At 61.9% G+C, this 19,473-nt stretch carries 19 protein-coding genes and 1 pseudogene; 9 read left to right on the top strand and 11 right to left on the bottom strand.

Annotated elements, in window-relative coordinates:
- The first annotated feature begins 173 nt into the window (after positions 1-173).
- Genes MLB1_RS03310 through MLB1_RS03320 form a run of 3 tightly spaced genes read left to right on the top strand, consistent with a single transcriptional unit; the run spans position 174 to position 2,936 of the window.
- Complete coding sequence (locus MLB1_RS03310) at positions 174-1,040, top strand: SDR family oxidoreductase (RefSeq protein WP_180748286.1); 867 nt, start codon at positions 174-176, stop codon at positions 1,038-1,040.
- 29 nt (positions 1,041-1,069) lie between these two features.
- Complete coding sequence (locus tag MLB1_RS03315) at positions 1,070-2,269, top strand: geranylgeranyl reductase family protein (protein WP_180748287.1); 1,200 nt, start codon at positions 1,070-1,072, stop codon at positions 2,267-2,269.
- A gap of 31 nt (positions 2,270-2,300) precedes the next feature.
- Complete coding sequence (locus MLB1_RS03320; protein ID WP_180749664.1) at positions 2,301-2,936, top strand: YoaK family protein; 636 nt, start codon at positions 2,301-2,303, stop codon at positions 2,934-2,936.
- Here the strand turns inward: MLB1_RS03320 and MLB1_RS03325 are convergent.
- The gene (locus MLB1_RS03325; protein WP_180748288.1) at positions 2,922-3,659 is read right to left on the bottom strand and encodes a maleylpyruvate isomerase family mycothiol-dependent enzyme; all 738 of its coding nucleotides are present in this window, start codon (positions 3,657-3,659) and stop codon (positions 2,922-2,924) included. The genes MLB1_RS03320 and MLB1_RS03325 overlap by 15 nt on opposite strands.
- A gap of 748 nt (positions 3,660-4,407) precedes the next feature.
- Between MLB1_RS03325 and MLB1_RS03330 the strand changes: the two genes are divergently transcribed.
- Complete coding sequence (locus MLB1_RS03330; protein WP_371750550.1) at positions 4,408-4,881, top strand: hypothetical protein; 474 nt, start codon at positions 4,408-4,410, stop codon at positions 4,879-4,881.
- 21 nt (positions 4,882-4,902) lie between these two features.
- Here the strand turns inward: MLB1_RS03330 and MLB1_RS03335 are convergent, their stop codons facing one another.
- Positions 4,903-5,616, bottom strand: coding sequence for a LysR family transcriptional regulator substrate-binding protein (locus tag MLB1_RS03335; RefSeq protein WP_180748290.1), 714 nt, complete (start codon positions 5,614-5,616; stop codon positions 4,903-4,905).
- Positions 5,617-5,644: 28 nt separating this feature from the next.
- Here MLB1_RS03335 and MLB1_RS03340 point away from each other — a divergent pair, with 28 nt between their 5' ends.
- Positions 5,645-6,028 carry a DUF5997 family protein gene (locus tag MLB1_RS03340; RefSeq protein WP_180748291.1) on the top strand — a complete coding sequence of 128 codons (384 nt, stop codon included), beginning with the start codon at positions 5,645-5,647 and terminating at the stop codon, positions 6,026-6,028.
- Positions 6,029-6,068: 40 nt separating this feature from the next.
- Here MLB1_RS03340 and MLB1_RS03345 read toward each other — a convergent pair whose 3' ends face one another.
- The 5 genes from MLB1_RS03345 to MLB1_RS03365 all read right to left on the bottom strand — a co-directional run bounded on the left by MLB1_RS03345 (position 6,069) and on the right by MLB1_RS03365 (position 10,819).
- A complete protein-coding gene (locus MLB1_RS03345; protein ID WP_180748292.1) occupies positions 6,069-7,067 on the bottom strand; it encodes a hypothetical protein in 999 nt (332 codons plus the stop codon).
- Positions 7,068-7,093: 26 nt separating this feature from the next.
- Positions 7,094-9,175, bottom strand: coding sequence for a class 1b ribonucleoside-diphosphate reductase subunit alpha (gene nrdE / locus MLB1_RS03350; RefSeq protein WP_255485699.1), 2,082 nt, complete (start codon positions 9,173-9,175; stop codon positions 7,094-7,096).
- A gap of 53 nt (positions 9,176-9,228) precedes the next feature.
- Complete coding sequence (nrdI, locus tag MLB1_RS03355) at positions 9,229-9,669, bottom strand: class Ib ribonucleoside-diphosphate reductase assembly flavoprotein NrdI (protein ID WP_180748293.1); 441 nt, start codon at positions 9,667-9,669, stop codon at positions 9,229-9,231.
- A gap of 26 nt (positions 9,670-9,695) precedes the next feature.
- Complete coding sequence (locus tag MLB1_RS03360) at positions 9,696-9,941, bottom strand: redoxin NrdH (RefSeq protein ID WP_180748294.1); 246 nt, start codon at positions 9,939-9,941, stop codon at positions 9,696-9,698.
- 476 nt (positions 9,942-10,417) lie between these two features.
- Positions 10,418-10,819, bottom strand: coding sequence for a hypothetical protein (locus MLB1_RS03365; RefSeq protein WP_180748295.1), 402 nt, complete (start codon positions 10,817-10,819; stop codon positions 10,418-10,420).
- Positions 10,820-11,185: 366 nt separating this feature from the next.
- Here MLB1_RS03365 and MLB1_RS24225 point away from each other — a divergent pair, with 366 nt between their 5' ends.
- On the top strand, positions 11,186-11,551 hold the full coding sequence (locus MLB1_RS24225; protein ID WP_371750551.1) for a helix-turn-helix transcriptional regulator: 366 nt from the start codon (positions 11,186-11,188) through the stop codon (positions 11,549-11,551).
- Between the two features lie 235 nt (positions 11,552-11,786).
- Positions 11,787-12,002 carry a helix-turn-helix domain-containing protein gene (locus MLB1_RS03375; protein WP_180748296.1) on the top strand — a complete coding sequence of 72 codons (216 nt, stop codon included), beginning with the start codon at positions 11,787-11,789 and terminating at the stop codon, positions 12,000-12,002.
- Between the two features lie 31 nt (positions 12,003-12,033).
- On the opposite strand, the gene MLB1_RS03380 is transcribed toward MLB1_RS03375, so the two are convergent.
- From MLB1_RS03380 to MLB1_RS03390, 3 genes and pseudogenes are all read right to left on the bottom strand, one after another.
- The gene (locus tag MLB1_RS03380) at positions 12,034-12,579 is read right to left on the bottom strand and encodes an SMI1/KNR4 family protein (RefSeq protein WP_180748297.1); all 546 of its coding nucleotides are present in this window, start codon (positions 12,577-12,579) and stop codon (positions 12,034-12,036) included.
- A gap of 42 nt (positions 12,580-12,621) precedes the next feature.
- Positions 12,622-16,143, bottom strand: a complete 3,522-nt coding sequence (locus MLB1_RS03385) for a DNA/RNA non-specific endonuclease (protein WP_180748298.1) — start codon at positions 16,141-16,143, stop codon at positions 12,622-12,624.
- A gap of 288 nt (positions 16,144-16,431) precedes the next feature.
- Positions 16,432-16,719 (bottom strand): annotated as a pseudogene (locus MLB1_RS03390) (SDR family oxidoreductase); the annotation flags it as partial.
- Positions 16,720-16,806: 87 nt separating this feature from the next.
- On the opposite strand from MLB1_RS03390, the gene MLB1_RS03395 reads away from it, so the two are divergent.
- Positions 16,807-18,123, top strand: coding sequence for an MFS transporter (locus MLB1_RS03395; RefSeq protein ID WP_180748300.1), 1,317 nt, complete (start codon positions 16,807-16,809; stop codon positions 18,121-18,123).
- 58 nt (positions 18,124-18,181) lie between these two features.
- On the opposite strand, the gene MLB1_RS03400 is transcribed toward MLB1_RS03395, so the two are convergent.
- Complete coding sequence (locus tag MLB1_RS03400; RefSeq protein ID WP_180749667.1) at positions 18,182-18,715, bottom strand: NADPH-dependent FMN reductase; 534 nt, start codon at positions 18,713-18,715, stop codon at positions 18,182-18,184.
- Positions 18,716-18,847: 132 nt separating this feature from the next.
- On the opposite strand from MLB1_RS03400, the gene MLB1_RS03405 reads away from it, so the two are divergent.
- Entirely contained in the window at positions 18,848-19,462 is a 615-nt protein-coding gene (locus MLB1_RS03405) for a TetR/AcrR family transcriptional regulator (RefSeq protein ID WP_180748301.1), read from the top strand.
- The last annotated feature ends 11 nt before the right edge of the window (positions 19,463-19,473 follow it).

The raw sequence follows: 19,473 nt of genomic DNA on the forward strand, positions 1-19,473 counted from the left end.
AGACCACTCCTGGAGAACGTCAAACAGATTCGCGGGATTCGCTGACTGTGCCACAGACACTACCCCTGGGGTGCGACAACGTGGCGTAACACAACGTGTTGTGGTTAAGCGTGTCGAGCTCATTCGCGAGAATCCCTAGTGACACAAACTTGACACGTGTAAAGTCCGTGGTCATGGGCTCATCCAGGGACAACATCAACGGGAAAACGATCGCCATCACCGGTGCCGCACGCGGTATCGGCTACGCCACCGCCACCGCACTTCTGCGTCGGGGTGCACGGGTGGTGATCGGCGACCGTGATGTCGAGGCGCTCGGCGCTGCGGTCGAGGGACTCAAGGAAGAAGGAAATGTCGACGCCCACCCGGTCGACGTCACCGACCCGGCATCGTTCAAGCGATTCCTGGAGGCTGCCAGCGCCGGCGGGCCCGTCGACGTGCTCATCAACAACGCGGGCGTCATGCCGATCGGACCGTTCCTATCCACGAGCGATAAGGCAATCAGGTCGATGTTGGAGGTCAACCTGTACGGCGTCATCAACGGCTGTCGGCTGGCGCTGCCCGAGATGGTGGCCCGCCGCAGTGGCCAGGTCGTCAACATCGCCTCGGTAGCAGGGCTCATGGCGGCCCCCGGCATGGCCGTCTACAACGCGTCCAAGTTCGGCGTGGTGGGCCTGTCCCGAGCACTGAGCGACGAATTCGCGCCGCAAGGGGTACAGGTCAGCGCGGTGCTGCCAACCTTCACCAATACCGAGCTGATCGCGGGCACCGACTCCACCGGCGCCCAGAAACCCGTCGAACCCGAAGATATCGCAGCAGCGGTGGTGCGGATCATCGAGAAGCCGCGGGTGCAGGTCACCGTCCCGAAGCCGCTCGGTGCGGTGACCACGATCGTCAACTCACTGCCCACCAAGGTCCGCCGATTCATGAGCAAGAAGACCGGTACCGACCGCGTGTTCCTCGAAGTCGACACCAGCGCACGCAGCGCATACGAGAACCGGGCCGGATCGAGCCTCGGCGTCACGAAGCCCGAGGGCGAATAGACGTGCTATCCGCCCTTACTATTTAATACGTGACAGAGAACCATTACGACATTGCTGTAGTCGGCGGGGGCCCGGCCGGGTCAGCCGCGGCCTGGCAGGCCGCCCGCACGGGTGCCCGCGTGGTTCTCGTCGACAAGGCTGAATTCCCGCGGGACAAGCCGTGCGGTGACGGGCTCACCGCACGCGCCGTGAGTTACCTGCAGAAGATGGGCCTCGCCAATGAGGTCGCACAGTTCCATCGCGTCGACGGGGTGCGCGTCGACAGCGGCACCGTCTGGGAACTGACGTTCCCCCGTCGGCCCGGGATGCCCAGCCACGGGCATGTGGTGCGACGGCCCGAACTGGACACCCTGCTGCTCAAGCATGCCGAATCGGCAGGTGTCGAGGTGCGTCAGTCCACCGAGGCGGTTGGTCCGATCGGCGACGGCGATCGCGTAAAGGGTGTTGAGATCAAGACCGCCAACGGATCCCGGGACACCATCTCGGCCGACGCGGTGATAGTCGCCGACGGCGCCTACTCCCCCTTCAAACGAGCGATGAACATCGACTCGGAGGTCAAGGGGTACACCGCGATTGCGATCCGGGCCGAGATGGCGGCCAACCGAGAAGACTCGAACATGCTCGACATCGACCTGCGGCTGTTTCACAAGCAGGACGCGCTGCCCGGTTACGGCTGGGTATTCCCGCTCGGTGGCGGGCGGATCAACGTCGGTATCGGATACGTGAACAGCTACCGGAAATGGCAGGACGTCAACGCCGCCGATGTACTCGACGCGTACATGAAAAAGCTTCCGGCGCAATGGGAATTGCCCGATGTCGCGGAGCTTCGCAAAAACAAGGGTGTACGCGCATGGCGGCTGCCGATGGGCTTCGTGTCCTGGCCGCCGTGGCGTCCCGGTGTGCTGTTCGTCGGTGACGCGCTGGGCGCGGGCAAGCCGGTGAGCGGTGCCGGCATCTCCAAGGCGCTCGAATCCGGTTTGACGGCAGGCGAATGCGCCGTCGCGGCGTTGCAGAACGATGGTCCCGGCGACTTCACCAACTTCGAGCAGCGCATGTACGACGCCTGGGGTCGCGAGTACCGCCGCGGCCGGATCATGCATAAGGCGTTGGGTAATCCCTGGCTGTGCGATAAGGGCATCAAGCTGATGGACAACTCGACATTCCGCGAAAACCTGCTCAAGGTCTTGTACAAGCAGGCCCAGGGGCCGGGCCACAAGACATCGAACTGATTCCGCCGTGTGGTCGATCCGGCGACGAGAGATGGTGCTCGCCACCGGGCTGTCAACGGTCGCTGGGTTTCTCGACGCGATCGGATTTGTACATCTGGGCGGGTACTTCCTGTCGTTCATGAGCGGCAATACGACCAGGATGGCCGCGTCGACGGCGAGTCAGCAGTGGGAATCTGCTTACAAGGCAGCCGGTTTGATCGGCATGTTCTTTATAGGGGTGATGATCGGCGCAATCGCGTCACGGGTCAGCGGCGACTACGAGCGAATCGCCGTGCTGGCGGTTGCCTCGATAACGGTGGCCGCGGCGGCGATTACACAGGAATTGGGCGCGGGTATCGCGGCGCTGCTCATCACGGCGCTGGCGATGGGCGCCATGAACTCAGTCTTCCAGCGCTCCGGCGAGGTTCAGGTTGGCCTCACCTACATCACCGGAACGGTGGTCAAGGCAGGACAGCGACTCGTCGATGCGTTCTTCGGCGGACCCCGGTGGGTGTGGCTGCGCTACATCACGCTGTGGGCGGGCCTGACGATTGGCGCCGTGTTGGGCGCCGCGACGTACCACCGCATCGGACTCGATGCGCTGTGGGCCGGGTTGGCACTCCTGGCCATCGCCACGGTTGCCACCTGGCTGGTGCGCCGTTCAAGCCCTGCGTTAGATCCGGACTAGGTCCAGCACCTGCTCCACGCGGGCGACATCTCCGTCGACCGCCAAGCGTGACAACGGAACCCGGTGCCACAGCGCAAGCAGCAGATCGGATGTGGATGCCGTGATCGTGGCGTCCGGTACGGCGTCTTCGTCCACGATGCCAATGGCATCGGCGTCCACGCGCAGCAGCCAGGAACCATCGGCGTCGCTGGCGGTCAGGAGGATTCGGGCTCCTCGAAGGCCTTCCGGAGTCCCGCCGTCACGCCCGATACGCCTGGGCGTGAACAGCTCCGACCACTCGCCGATGCCGTCGGCCGCCAGGGCTGCGTCGATGGGTTCGGCGTCCCATCCGCGATAAGCGTGCTCGATGTCCCAGCGGTGTACCGCCACCTCGTTTGCCTGCCGCCGATACCAGAATCGCACCGGCCGCTCACCGAATGGCGACTTCGTCGGCGCATCAAGGTCTTTCGATGTCAGAGCGGCGACGAGATTGTCTGCGCGGTCGGAGTACCAACCGATGACTGGCTCCCCCACCGGAGCGTCAGGGTCAACATCGGTGTACGGAACCTTTTCCCCGACAACGACACCCACTGCCCAACGATGCACTCCGCCGAGATGGGCGACCACATCGCGTGCCGTCCAGCCCGGACAGGACGGTGCGTCACGCTCCAGGTACTCGGGCGGGGTCTCCGCGATTGCCGCTATCCCCTTTCGCAGTGCCTCTAGCCATTCGTCGGGGCTCATGGATTAGTCGTATCACGCCCGGCGGCGAGCGTCTTGGGCAGTAGGGGCGACCCTATGATCTGTAAACGGGAAATACCACTTGTAAATTGATTTACCTCCAGTAAGTTCATGCTGTCTTTTTACTGTGAACTTCCAGGGGGAACACCATGACTATCCGCCGTACCCGCTGTGCGCGCCTTCTACTCGGGCTAGGAATAGCCCTCAGCGCTGCGATTATCCACGCGCCCGCCTCGAACGCCGACCTTCCTCCCAACTGCGAGGAAGTCCCGTGGGGCTTCCTGGGCTCGCAGAAGCGTGCGATCTGCGACGAACCGATCCGACGGGACGGGTCTTGGATGCGGCGCAAAATCATCGGCGTTCCCCCCCCACTACCGGAACCCAAGCAGCAGCTGCTCCCGCACCTATTACGGCAGCGACTGCACCTACTACCCAGGCGGTCAGGTCCCAGTCAGAGTCGACAGTGACGAAACCTACGATCTGCGCGCAGATACCGTGCCCGCCGACGAACCAGGACACATGCCCAACCCCGCTCCTACCCCGCCGGAGAAGCAGGCGCCGCCAGAACCTGCCTCGGAAGACGCCTAGCCGACTAGACAGCCCCAGTCGTCAGCGTCGACTAATTAGTTCCGCACCCGTGGCTGCTTGCGTGCGTGCCTCACGTACCGATACTGTCGGTTGATATGGAACGTTTAATCCATATCAACGGGCTCACGCCGGCATCATCATGATCCCCGGGCAGCTCTGGGGTGTGACACCGGATGAGGTGGCGGCCGCATTACCCTGCGACGCTGAGTTTTCCGGCAAGGTAGTGGTGTGCGATCGCGCTATCGACGTCGGCGCGCCCCCGCACGTCGCCTTTCCATGGTTGTGCCAACTGCGTGCCGCACCGTACAGCTATGACCTTCTCGATAACTTCGGCCGCCGCAGTCCCCGCACGCGCGATGTGAAGCTGGTGGAACTTGCGCTTGGCCAGCGTTTCATGTTCGCGTTCCGGCTCATCGGGTTCGAACCCGACAAGCACATCACGCTCCGAACATTCGCCGCGGCGGTTACCTACTCCATCAAGCCTGCCGGTGAATGCACGCGCATGCACGTACGCGTCCGCTTCGCCGGACGACCAATATTCCTGAGCCCCTTGGTGTTGGGTGACATGGTCATGATGCGAAAGCAGCTGCTGACCTTGAAGGAACTCGCCGAAGCAGAGGGTGCCGGCACCCCCTGATCCAGGTGCTGGATGGTTGGGTCAGCGTCGACCGCGATCGTCCCGGCCCGGCTTGCGGGCGACCTTGCCCGCAGCGGCTCGAGCGGCCTGCTTCGCGAGGGTCTTCTCCCGCGCGGTGCGTTTCGGTACCGGCTCTGCCTGCCCCCGCGATGACCCGGGTTTGCGGCCCCGCACAATGCCGATGAACTCCTCGACCAGTGGCGGCGGCGCCCCTTCCGGGAAGGCGAGTGCCACGGGGCAGGTGGGCGCGTCGGTGATCGGGCGGTACGTGAGGTCCTTGCGGTGATACAGCCGCGCCAGTGACTGCGGAACGATGAGGACGCCGATCCCTGCGGCGACGAGTTCTATTGCTTCCTCGGTGGTCTCGGGTCGGTGATCGACCGGGTTACCGGGCGCGCCCGCCCAGGCGAGGACGTCGTCGAGTGGGAACAGCATCGGCTCACCCTCAAGGTCCGCGGCGGTAATCGCGTCGAAGGCACTCAGGACGTGATCGGTCGGCACCACGGCCACCGTTGTCTCGGCGTAGAGGGCAATGACGGCCAGCCCGGACATGTCCGCCGGTAGACGGAGCAACGCCATGTCGACGGTGCCGGCCCACACTGCGGCGGCCGCGTCTGCCGCGGCAACGGCGCGCAACTGCAGCGGGACCTCGGGGTGACGCTCCGCCCAGATCTGAGCCCACTTCGCAGGCGTCCCGCCGGGAACGTACCCGAGGGTGAGGGAGAGCGAGGTCACCGCTTCAGGCTACCGATAGGCTGGTCCCATGAGCAGGCCCAACGCGCAGTCCATGAAACCCGCTACGGCGGCGAAGAAGCTGGACGTGTACTTGCAAGCGACGCCTGCAGAATTCCAGGAGAACCCGATCACCCGCACCGAGCTCACCGCCCTGCAGGCGGACCCGCCGCAGTGGCTCAAGGACCTCCGCAAGAACGGCCCGCACCCGAAGAACCTCGTGGCAGCCAAACTGGGCGTCTCGATCGCCGGTCTCGCGCGCGGCGGCGTTGAAGGTCCGCTTACCACCGAGCAGATCGATCAGTTGCTCGAGGAGAAGCCGCAGTGGCTGGTCGCGGAACGTGAGAGCTATCAGATGGTGCTGAGTGAGCAGCGACGCGTCAAAGCGCTGCAGGCCGAACGGGCTCCTCGCTAGAACTGACTGCGACGCAGCGATGGAAAGCGATGCCGGAGCGCTATGCGCTGCGAGGCCTTGGACTCGGAGCCCACTCCGACGCGTCGATACCCGCGTCGTCAACACGGCGCCGAGTAGTTAGACCGGTACTAGCGCTCCCGTCAGACCATCTCGTCCAGCCGTTATCTAAGTCTCCCCGCTTATACGATTCGAGAAGAACACCAAGGTCGTACTCAAGGTGTGCATGATTACAGCGCGATCTCAAGTCTACGTACAGAACTGGCGCCTTGTCGCAGAAGCAGACCAGCAAAGCACACAAAATTGAGGCTTCGCTGAAGGCATCAAGTCCTTCATGCCAATTCAGAACCTCACCGGGAAAGCTAGGGAGAGAAGGTAATTCTGACACTTCAGGTTCACGGGTGAACTCCGTCAGCTCGATTGTGCCACCAGGCCCGGTCGAACTCGCCCATCCGTATGGCCCGAAATCGCTTCGAAGACCCGGTATCCGCCATGAGCCGACCATGTGGTTCAGCGCATCCGTAAATGCGGCGTTGTCGAATGGCACCGGGATTCCAAAGACCGCGACACGTCCGCCATTCTTCCTGTCAAGATCGCCGATGAAGAAAGCACGCAAAGGATCTGGTAGCGCGGCCCTTGGCTCCCCTATCAGAACCAGCACCGCCATCGCCATCCCGCTATCGGTCACACCAACGCGAAGACAGTCCGCTCGTACAGGCGGACTAGCGATGAGTTCACTATCTGGGAAAGTGATCCGAAAACCAGGTCGCCAACCCGGCGCCAGCTCGGTATCCGCCAATTCCCATCGAGAAAAGGCGTGATTATCACCGAGTCGAGCCGCATCGCGCGCAGGCTTCGACAGTCCAATTTGTGCGTAACCACTCGTGTGCAGACTGACCTTGAAGTCACCAGCCTGGTTGCGCGGCGCCAGATAAACCTCGTCGCTTGGCTTCTTGTCATCACCAGTCCACACACGCCATTCGCTAGAGCGACGACCATCCCGTGCAATGATCGCGAACCTAAGAACTGTTCGTCCGCTCATGCGACATCACCTCATCGTCGAATGCCCTACAGCATGCAGGAGACGCAGCCCTCGACCTCGGTGCCTTCCAGCGCCATCTGCCGTAGCCGGATGTAGTACAGCGTCTTGATTCCCTTGCGCCAGGCATAGATCTGCGCCTTGTTGACATCGCGTGTGGAGGCGGTGTCCTTGAAGAACAGCGTCAGCGACAACCCCTGATCCACGTGCTGAGTGGCCGCGGCATAGGTGTCGATGATCTTCTCGTAGCCGATCTCGTACGCGTCCTGGTAGTACTCCAGGTTGTCGTTCGTCAGGTACGGCGCCGGGTAGTACGCCCGGCCGATCTTGCCTTCCTTGCGGATCTCGATCTTCGAGGCCACCGGGTGAATCGATGACGTCGAGTGGTTGATGTACGAGATCGAGCCGGTCGGCGGCACCGCCTGCAGGTTCTGGTTGTAGATGCCGTGCTGCTGCACAGATTCCTTCAGCCGTACCCAATCGTCTTGTGTCGGAATGCTAATCCCGGCGTCGGCGAAGAGCTGGCGGACCTTCTCGGTCGCCGGTTCCCACACCTGCTCGGTGTACTTGTCGAAGAACTCGCCGCTGGCGTACTTCGACTTCTCGAAGCCACCGAAGCTCTTACCCCGTTCAACGGCGATCTGATTCGACGCCTTCAGCGCGTGGTACAGCACGGTGTAGAAGTAGATGTTCGTGAAATCCACACCCTCTTCGGAACCGTAGAAGATCCGCTCCCGCGCCAGGTAGCCGTGCAGGTTCATCTGCCCCAGGCCGATGGCGTGAGAATCGTTGTTGCCCTGCTCGATCGAGGGCACCGACCAGATGTGGGTCTGATCGGACACGGCGGTGAGCGCGCGGATCGACACCTCGATGGTCTGCGCGAAGTCCGGCGAGTCCATCGTCCTGGCGATGTTCAGTGAGCCCAGGTTGCACGAAATGTCCTTGCCCACCTTGGCATAGGACAGGTCGTCGTTGAACAACGACGGCGTCGACACCTGCAGGATCTCCGAGCACAGGTTCGAGTGGGTGATCTTGCCCTCGATGGGGTTGGCCCGGTTCACGGTGTCCTCGTACATGATGTACGGGTAACCCGACTCGAACTGCAGCTCGGCGAGGGTCTGGAAGAACTCGCGCGCCTTGATCTTCGTCTTACGGATCTGGCCGTTATCGACCATCTCGTAATACTTTTCGGTGACGTTGATATCGGCGAACGGCACCCCGTAGATGCGCTCGACGTCGTACGGCGAGAACAGGTACATGTCCTCGTTCTTCTTGGCCAGCTCGAAGGTGATGTCCGGGATCACCACGCCCAGCGATAGCGTCTTGATACGGATCTTCTCATCGGCGTTCTCCCGCTTGGTATCCAGGAAACGGAAGATGTCCGGGTGATGCGCGTGCAGATACACGGCCCCGGCGCCCTGACGAGCACCCAGCTGGTTGGCGTAAGAGAACGAGTCTTCGAGCAGCTTCATGATCGGGATGACACCCGAGCTCTGATTCTCGATGTTCTTGATCGGCGCGCCGTGCTCACGAATGTTGGTCAGCAGCAAGGCCACACCGCCACCGCGCTTGGACAGCTGCAGAGCCGAGTTGATGGAACGCCCGATGGACTCCATGTTGTCCTCGATGCGCAGCAGGAAGCAGGACACCGGCTCGCCGCGCTGCTTCTTGCCCGAGTTGAGGAATGTCGGGGTAGCCGGCTGGAAACGTCCGTCAATGATCTCGTCGACAAGTTTCTCGGCCAGCGTGGTGTCACCCGAGGCCAGCGTCAGCGCCACCATGACGACGCGGTCCTCGAAACGCTCCAGATAGCGTTTTCCGTCAAAGGTCTTCAGTGTGTAGGAGGTGTAGTACTTGAAGGCGCCCAGGAACGTCGGGAACCGGAACTTCTTCGCGAACGCCCGGTCTAGCAGCGACTTGACGAAGTTGCGCGAGTACTGATCGAGTACCTCGCGCTCGTAGTACTCCTTCTCGATCAGGTAGTCGAGCTTCTCGTCCTGATTATGGAAGAAGACCGTGTTCTGGTTGACGTGCTGCAGGAAGTACTGCCGCGCCGCCGCGGCGTCCATATCGAACTGGATCTTGCCCTCGGCGTCATACAGATTGAGCATCGCGTTAAGGGCGTGATAGTCCAGCTCGCCGTGAGCCGAGCCGTGCGCAGAGGTCACAGGTTCTGCAGTTGTCGCGGTTGGCGCCACGGTGTGTCCTTCCAAAATTCGTCGAGTCCGGTGAGCACCTGCTGCACGTCTTCCGTGGTGCCCATGAGTTCAAATCGGTACAGATATGGCACGTCGCATTTGGCCGAGATGACCTTGCCCGCGTAGCAGTACTCCGCGCCGAAATTGGTGTTCCCGGCCGCGATGACCCCTCGGATCAGAGACCGGTTGTGTTCGTTGTTGAGAAATCTGACGACTTGCTTGGGGATGTATCCCCCGGCCTGAGCGGGCACCGGATGCCCGCCGCCGTAGGTCGGCACAATCAGGACATAGGGGTCGTCAACCTGGATGTCACCGCGCAGGGGGATCCGGGTGGCGGGAACACCCAGCTTCTGGACGAAGCGGTGGGTGTTCTCCGACACGCTGGAGAAATAGACCAAATGGCTCATGCCAGGATCCCGCCGAAATATACGTACTAGGCAGAGACGGCTACGCCGGCACCGACGAGTGCCTTGATGCGGTCCGGACGGAAGCCCGACCAGTGATCGTCACCGGCCACGACCACGGGCGCCTGCAGGTAGCCGAGCGCCATCACGTAATCGCGCGCCTCGGGAACCTCGGTGATGTCCACGACGTCGTACTCGACGCCCTGCTTGTCGAGGGCCTTGTACGTCGCGTTGCACTGAACGCAGGCAGGCTTGGTGTAGACGGTGATGCTCATGCGCGCTCCTCAGCGAATCGAACGTAGATATCTCAACAAAGTTTTCAGCAGTCCAGCGCCCGGGAAAATTCCTTGCCGCCCGTGGTGGCTGAGCGCCTGGATCTGCCTGAAGATCTGGCGATAATCCGGGCCGGGCGGCTCGAGATCATTCCCGGCCTTTCGGTGTTCCAGACACTACACCTAGTGTCCGACAATCGGAACCTATACAAGATGTTCTGAACAACATTCATGAAATTCCCTGGTAGTGAGACATCGCACGGTCGAAATTTGGGCGTGTCGCAACCACGGCGTGTCCAGGCGTTAGGCAGTGGCTGGAACATATGGTGTGTCTACCACCGGGCACCGGCACCGGCTAGCAGATCACCCACCATCGGGCAAACGTTATTGCCCGGCGAGTCTGTGGAAACTGTGGAGTTCTGTGGATGAAATTGGGGACAGACCCGGATCTAGCGGAAGAGCCCCACGTTGTCGGCCACTCACTGCGCGAATGTGGTACCCGGGTACCCGGTCAGATCGGACACCAAGGTGTTCGCCGGCTGTTCGAAATCGGGATCGGTCAGAGTGTCGACGTACCACTGGGCCCGATCCCCCATCGTCGGCCTCAGCTCGCGCACCGCCTCTTCCGGCGAGCTGATCGCGTATCGCACATCAATACCGGCCACCTCGGCGATGGTCTGCACCAACTGCTGCCGGGTCACCGCCTCCGGACCGGTAATCGGGTACTTCTTACCCAGGTGCTCAGCTCCGGCACGAAGAACCGCCGCAGCCACGCGTGCGATGTCATCCATCGCAATCGGCGATTGAGCCACCTGTCGCTCCGGTTCGTGGACGGCTCCGGTGCGCTTGATCTGTTCGGCCCACATCGCGCAGTTCTCCATGAACTCATTTCTAATGATATGGCTATCATTGGCCGTTGATGGACAATCATTGTCTTTGCAGTTCAAGTGCCATAAAAGGCTAGCGATCAACAGCGGCGAGTGATGGCTATGGACGGCTATGTTGCGTACGTTTTGCGTACGAGCATGGTTCAGGCGCCCGGCCCCGATCCCGTCTTACCGCCGCACCCGTCTGCCACGATGGCTCTGGCCAAGTCACGCGAATGTGATTCGGCTGTATACCAGCCGTTTTAGGCCGATGCACTCCCGGAGGCCGCGTACCCACATGAACCCGATAGCCGGTGCAATGCTTGTTCCCACAACGGCTTTGGATAGCTCCGGGGCCAAGGACAAGGGAAGGTTTTACAGGTGACCCCATCACGGTTAGGCATGCAGAAGGCTGCCGCATATCTCGGCGGTGTACCGGAGGCCACGATGCGGTATTGGCGTGCCACCGGCACGGGGCCACGCAGTTATCGGCTAGGTCGGCGCTGCGTGTACGACGTAGCCGATTTGGAGGCGTGGATCGCCGCGCAGAAGGCGGCGACGGGACGCGGTGGACCGACTAAGCCCTGCCCGGTGCACGAACGCAAGAACGCAAGAACGCACAGAAACGCGCCAAGCGGCGCATATCGGCAGCCTATGGGTACTGAGCACCCACGAACGGCCTGTTTATGGGTGCCCAGTACCACCACATGGGTGTTCAGCACCCATCGCCAAGCCCGTGACCAGTGACAACACACGCTCTCTTAAGTCTTCTCAATAGAGGTTCACCGGCAAACGAACCCGAACAGACAGCACAGCAGACGTGCGGGGCAAGGTCATTGACACGCTGATGACGGTCACAATCCTGCCCATCGGGCGAGGACGGCGGCCTGACGGTAGCTATTTCGATCCGACGAAGATCGAGATCGTGTGGAAGACTGCGCAAACCGCCACTTAAGTAGTTGTTGCGGGGGCGGGGAATGGGATGAAAACACGCGGGGTTGAACGTGCCCAGGAACGCGCCGCACTGAAAGCCGCCTATGAAGCTGGCACAAGCATCCGCGCCCTAGCCGCCGCTGGTGGACACTCTTACGGGTACATCCACGATGCCCTGACTGGGACGGGTACCCAGCTAGGCGGACGCGGCGCGCCAAACAACCGCAACCCTGTCCCACCCCGCAAGGCCAAACCGACCTCTTAAAATAAGCGACATCGCAGATCCGAACGCGGACTTAGGCTGACGGCGTGAAATAGCTGCCATCTTGCTCCGGGAAATCATCCGGAAAAATAGGGCAGAAATACGTTTGGCTAAAAACCGAATCTAGAAATTCAAGCAACGATCCATCAAATTTATCCCACTCGTCGTCTCGCGTAGCTTGGATAACAACCGGCCATTCATTTGGATCTGCCGACTCGCTAGTTAACCAGTAAATGACATCACCATTATCGGTATACGCACAGGCAGTAAGCGATTCAATTGGATAAGGCACCACAGCAGGAGGTACGCCTAGCAGTCTCTCGCTGTCTAGGGACATCCTAAGAGCATCGCGCCATCCTGAAATTTGAGAACCAAGGTCAAGGTGAATATTGCTATCTTGAGGCATAAGCACCATAAGGAAATCATCGAACTTACCGGAACCATACGTTTCAACGATCTCGCGATAGTCAAGCGGCGTTACGAACCCCAAATCGGCATCGATAGCCTCCCAATCCCTAGTCACACGGCTAGCAGCGTATGGAGGTGCAATTAGGGCAGTCAAATCTTCTATCAAAGCCATCCGGAAATTCCTCCATCGGAGCAGACGTGTGCATTCTCAAGACTACCTGTTCAATATAGTGACGGCAAGATTAAATCCGTCTTCGCCTTTAGCGATGATTTGTACGGCTGCGGGCATTAACTCACTGCCCTTGTATAGCGGGGTCACGGTGTAGTTCACTATTTGACCCGGCACGTCCTTAGTGCCTTCGACCGCCGTACGTACCGCGCCCTCAAATCCACTCATTACAGGCGCGTTCACCGGACGCTGGATTAGCGTAACGATGTTCTCGGCTTCTTTTCCTCCGCCCAGCTGTCTGGCGAACAAGTGCCCCCGCGCGAGGCCACTGTTATCCACCCACCCAGGTGGTTTCGGTTTGCCCGCTTTAGCGCCGGTGCCGATCATGTCCGGAGTGACTCGTGCGGTGATGCCGGTGGGTCGCCCGAGGTTGTCGAGCCCCTGGTAGACAGCTTGTCCGCCCTGTTTTGTGACATCGGTGACGACCGATGTACCGACGGGTTTTGAGGGTAGAGGTATGTCGTCTGCGGCACGGATGGCGGCTTCACCACCTCTGATGCCTTCGACGCCTTTGAGTCCGCGTCCTATCGCGCCCAGGCCGGGCACGATACTGATGCCGTCCAGTGCGAGGGAGGCTTTGTCCGCGCCTGATGCTTGGTCAAAGTTGGTGGCGGTGCGGATGTCGGTAGGAATGTCAGGGACGATCCCGTACGTGCTTTTGCTGAATTCAGACCATGCCCCCGAAAACTCCTGGGCCTTAGACGGTCCAGGCGGGTACGCCTGCCTAGACACGTTGTCCGGGAGTTGCGGTACCTGGATAGGCGACTGGCCGTTATTGACGAGCCGCTGATTCATCTGCGCCAAGGCAATCGTTTGATCGGTGAGCTCGCTGCGGGCATCGAACAGCGACTGCCCCTGCCGTTTCACATCATCAACACTGGGAGCATTCTGCGGGGACGTATAAGTTTGCGACGCCGAACGATCCACCAGAGCCTGCGCCGCCTTAACCCGTTCCTGGGCTTGGTTCACCAAATCAAGTTGTCTGCCCACCTGATCGGCCGAAGGAACAGGCTCCAGCAGCCCTCGCAGACTGCCCGCATCAGGATTCGGGTTTTGCGGCTGGGGGTTTGACGGCTGAGGTGGCTGCTGGGGTGCGCGGGTGGTTGTGTTGTCCAACGCCTGTGCACTCGGTGGCGGTGACTGGGACGGCGGGGACGGTGGTGTGGGTGGTTTCTGGACATCCACGGCGGTAGCGGTCCCCGACAGTGCATCCGTGGCACCGGAGGTGTCTGGCATGCCGGAAGTCCCGAGGCTGGAGACGGTATTCACCGCGCCGGACAGCTGAGAGACGCCGCTGGCGACCTGGCCGACACCCTCAGTCCCCTTCGACACAGTGTCATTGAGCTGGGTGAACTGTTCGGTCTGCGGTTTCAGCTGCGGGTTAGCATCCCCGACCGCCTGGGCGACCTGATCGGCTTCTCCCTGAGCGGTTTTCACGATCTGACTGCCCGCGTTCACCGCATCAGCCGTGCCCTGAATGCCTTGGGAAACGCCCTGCACCAGAGTGATGGCGTCCTGCGGGTTCACCGCCCCAGACTGGGCGCTAGAGGCCAGCGAGGCACCGGCCTGAGCCGCTGATCCGAAACCTTGGGCGGCCTGCCCGGATGATTCGCCGATCTGCTGCCCCGACTGCACATAAGTCTGGATATCGCCCGGAAGCCCTTGCACCGCTTGGGATGCATCCTGACCGAGCGCTTGCGTATCCGGGCCCTGCTCCTGCTCGTCTTGTTTGCGCCGCCGTGTGGAGCCTGCGCCGAGCAGAAGCGACGCCAGATCCGTTGTGCCAGATTGCTCGTCTCGATCCTGCTGCTCGTCCTTCTTGTCGTCCTTCTTTTTGTCCTTAGACGGGGCCTTGGGGAGCTTCTGATTGCCGTTCTGCTTCTGCTGCCCCTGCTGATTTTGGAGTTGTTTGGTCAGATCATCAATGCGCTGGCGGTCCTGGGTGCCCTGCTGCTGTTGGTCCTGTAGCTGCCGGGTCAACTCATCAAGGCGCTGCTGATCAGACTGGTTGGGCTCCTGCCCGCTATTGTTCTGCGGCGGCTGGTTTTGGGGTGGCTGCTGGCCGCTGTTCTGCGACGGCGGCTGGGGCTGTTGAGCACCCTGGTTACCGCTCTGCGCGCCTTGGTTGGCTTGCCCGCCTTGCGATCCCGCATTGCTGCCGGGGTTGGTTTGTCCGCCGTTGAAATCTGGATTCGGCTTGCCCGGTCCTTGGGTGTACGGGGTTGCGTTTTGATAGTCCGGGATCTGGCTGCCGTGCGCGGGCTGATCCCACCCCTGCTGAGGACCCTGCTGCCCACTGGACCCGTTAGCACCGTTATTGCTGATCGAGGGCGCCTGAGTATTATAGATCGATATCGAGCCGTTTTGATCCATCGGCGGCTGATTCATACCGCCCTGATAGTCGGGCATCTGTTGCCCACCTTGACTGGGCGGCTGAAACATCTGCCCACCCCCAGGAGGACCGTCGTTCCCGCCCGGACCACCGCAATCGGGTGGGCATGCCGCATGGGCCTGCGGCACGGTGGCCGGAGTGAACCATCCCAGACCCAGACCGCTTGCCGAGAACATCAGCACCGCGACAACACCAGCAACAGCGCCAGCTTTCTGGGAGGCATCCGTGGCCCACGTGTACAGACCGGCCAGGCCTTTCCACCACCCCAGATTCGACCCAATCGCCCACACCAGCGTGGCCGCAATCGCCGCAACAGCCGGAAGCACGTCGGGTCCGGTGATCCACACATACAGCCGGGGTGTGATCCCAGCGGTCAGCAGCACCAAACCTGCCCCGCCACCGATCAACGCCGCCAGCAGGCCCGGATGCCATAGCTTTTCGTCGCCACCAGAGGCTTTGGCTGCCGTGTGGCGGTGTGCCCCAACGCTTTCGGTATCGGTATCGGTATCGGTGGCGCGGTCGCGTGCACCAAGCATTCCGGCATCGGTCAATACCTCTTTGGCCAGGCTGGTCAGGTACTTGCCGCCCGTGAACAACGCGGCCCCCGCCAGCACCGCCACCAGCATCTGCCCTGCCCCGAGTAGCAGTGTCCAGCGGGGTTCTCCCGAAAGGTGTTGCCACCAGCTGCTGTAGCCGCCGCGCAGCGTCCACCACATACCCAGCGCACCGACAATCACCCCAACAGCAGCGATTACGGCCTGCACCGGCTCAGAGAGCCGTTCCCTACCTGTCGCGGACACCGCATCGATCACCGGCCCAAGTCCCCACATGGCGAGCTTGATGCCACCTGCCAGGGCGGTCATTGCGGCCAGCAGTAGCACGATCCAGATACCCCAGGCCGCGACATCGCCACCGGCCCGGTACAGGCTGTGCAGACCGGCGACTGCCGCCACCGTCAACACTGCCCCAGCGAAAACAGCCGCGACCCGGCGAGCGGTATCGGCCGTTGACGAGGCCTCCGCGACCGGTGCCACCTGTGGTTCGCTGGAATGGGTTAGATCGCGGCACGTCAGAACGTTTGTTGCCTCAGTCACATCACGGTCTACGGAACTCACCGACAGTTCACCTTCCCGACACCCGCAACCACGACAAGCATTGCGACCCAACAATCAGCCCAGCATAAGCGACGAATCAAGATCGCGTCAGCATCGGTGGCAAACAATGTTCACAGCGCCTCTTTCCGTGGTGCAGATACCAAGATCATTTCCGCCTCTACCAGCGGACAATTGTTCAGTCAATGTTGTTCAAGGTTGCCGAAACCCTCTTCATCGAGCCGACCTAGAGCGCTACGGCTTTGGGATACCAATGATGCGTTGCCCGTTTCGGCTGGTGTGGCTAGCATCCCCGGCCAGCGCCACCACATGCATCACCCCGGCCGCGCTCGCCAACTCAAGCACCGCCGCGGCAGTAGACGGCAGCGGTGCCAAGTACATCCGCTCAACGCCATCGAACACGCCCGCAAGGCTCTGCAGCTCGCCGAGATATCCGAGAACAGGCGTCACCCCATCCGGCAGCGCCGCCTTCTCCGGCGAGGTGGTCAATGCTCGAATATCGCTGACGCCCAGGTCAACTAGATGATCAACGACCTTCCGGCCGATGTTTCCGGTGGCGCCGGTGACGAGAACGGTCATGCCCGGCAAGCTACCGGGCATGACCGACAGTCTCGCGCTCGTGCACCCTAAGCTGCCACGCATGGAACCGAGCCGGATCGCCCCTCGATGACGTCATCCCCCGCGGAGCCGCAGCAGCACGTGACGGGCGGAGGCGTCAGCCCCCGCAGAGTGTTCATGGCCAGCGCGGTCGGGTCGGCCATCGAGTTCTACGACTTCTATATCTACGGCACGGCGGCCGCACTCGTCTTCCCCGCCGTCTTTTTCCCGAATCTCAGCCATTCTTTGGCGCTCTTCGCCTCCATAGCCACCTTCAGCACCGCTTTTCTGGCACGGCCCGTTGGCGCCGCTCTGTTCGGCCACTACGGGGACCGCTTCAGCCGCAAGGGAACCTTGGTGGTCACCCTCATCACCATGGGGCTCGCCACCATGGCGGTCGGCATGGTTCCCGGCGCCGCCTCGATCGGGGCGGCCGCACCGACAGCCATTGTCTTGCTGCGACTCGTGCAAGGCATTGCGGTCGGCGGCGAATGGAGCGGGGCGGCACTGCTCTCCTCCGAGTACTCGCCAAGCAGCGTGCGAGGTCGTGCCGCGACCGCCGTGCCGATCGGAAGCTCAACCGGGCTACTGCTCAGCAGCCTGGTCTTCCTCATCGTCAGCATCACGGTCGGAGAAGACAGTCCGGCATTCCTGTCGTGGGGATGGCGAGTGCCCTTCATCGCCAGCGGGCTCCTGGTGGCGGTCGGTCTGTACATCCGGCTCCATATCGCCGAGACGCCAGAGTTCGCCCAGGCGAAAGCTCAGGACAAGCTGGTGAAATCGCCTCTGCGGCATGTGATGACGGAGAGCCCCCGCACCCTGGTACTGACCTGCGGGACGATGCTGATCATCTTCACGCTGTCCTTCATGACCAATACCTACTTCCCCGGCTTCGCGAGATCGGAGTTGCACTTCTCCCGCGCGGCCATACTCACCGCCGGCGTGCTCGGGGCCGTGGTTCTCATGGTGTCCGCCGCTGTGGGCGGAATCCTCAGCGACCGACTGGGCCGGCGCCGGGTGATCTTGACCAGCATGGCGCTCATACTCCCGTGGACGCTACTGGTCACTCCCTTGTTGGCCAGCGGTCCATTCTGGGCCTATCTGGCTGCCATGGTGCTCACCTATGTGCTGTTCGGGCTCGCCTTCGGACCGATGGCGAGCTTCCTTCCAGAGTCCTATCCCGTGGGCACCCGCTACAGCGGCACCGGCGTGGCGTTCAACGTGGCCGGTGTGTTCGGCGGCGCCATCCCGCCGTTGATCGCCGGCCCGCTACAGAGCACTCTGGGCAGCTGGGCCGTCGGACTGATGCTGCTGGTGATTTGTGCCATCAGCGTCGCCTCGGTCTCCGCCATGAAAGAAACATGGGCCGGATCAACTAGCGCGTAAAGAGAACGGTCATGCCCGGCACGGATACCGGGCATGACCGTCAATCGGCCGCGACAAATCAGCTGTCAGAATCGGCTGTCAGCGCATCCAACGCCTTGGTCAGCTCGGCAACCGTCTCGGCGTGCTCACGCGGGTGCTTGCCATCAAAGGCCGAGGAGGCCACCGCCAGCTTGACGTCCTCGAGGACGTTCGCGGTCGCAATCCCGGCCGCCTTGCGGGTCTCGTCGATCGCCCAGATGCCGCCGTAGCGGCCCGCCGAGGTCCCGATCACGATGGTCGGCTTGCCCTTGAAGACGCTAGAACCGAAGGGGCGCGACAACCAGTCGATCGCATTCTTCAGCGAGCTCGAGATAGTGCCGTTGTTCTCGGGGCTGACCAACAGCACCGCGTCGGCGCCAGCGACAGCCACCCGCAGGGCCTCGGCGGCCGCAGGTGCACCACCATCACCGTCGATGTCCTCGTTGTAATGCGGAAGATCGCTCAGCCCCTCGTAAATGCTCACACTCACACCGGCCGGCGCGTTCTCGGCGGCAGCCTCTGCGAGCTGCCGATTGAGCGATGCCTTGCGGAGGCTTCCGACGATTGCCAGCACGTTCTTATCTGCCATGGTTGCTCACCCTTCCATCAGCGAGGCGCGATGTCGCACCCCTATCGAGGCCCTTTGTCACGTTATACAATACGGACCGTAGTCCGTTTATTTCACCGGCGCTAGAATCGAGGTGTTATGCCTGGTCAAGAAATACCCCTGCTTTCTGTCGACCTTGCGCAGAATCCTGCCCGGGAACGTGCCGTCGCCACCCGCAACCGCGTGCGCCTTCTCGAGGCGGCACGCCAGATCCTCGACGACGTCGGTCCGGACCACATGTCGATGGATGCCGTCGCCAACGCTGCGGGCGTGGGCAAAGGAACACTCTTCCGCCGCTTCGGCAGCCGCACCGGACTGCTGCTGGCGCTACTCGACCATGAAGAGCACATCGAACAGCAGGCATTCATGTTCGGGCCACCGCCCCTGGGCCCCGATGCGCCTCCGCTGACCCGGCTCATCGCGTTCGGACGAGCTCGGCTCGCCTTCCTGGAACGGCACCTCGAGCTGGCGCGCGCCACCACCGCCGACACCGATGCCTGGTACAACGCACCGCCGACGATCCTCGTCCGCACACACGTCCGGGCGCTGCTGTCCCAGCTCGAATGCACCGGAGACCTCGACGCGCAGACCCACGCCCTGATGTCGATAATCGATCCCGGATACGTGCACTTCGCCACCCACGCCAAAGGTCACTCGTTGACTCAGCTCGGCGATGCGTGGGAGGACCTGGTGTGCAAGCTGTGCACGCGCTGACCGGGCGTTCT

Source organism: Mycobacteroides sp. LB1, from assembly GCF_013449725.1.
GTDB lineage: Bacteria > Actinomycetota > Actinomycetes > Mycobacteriales > Mycobacteriaceae > Mycobacterium.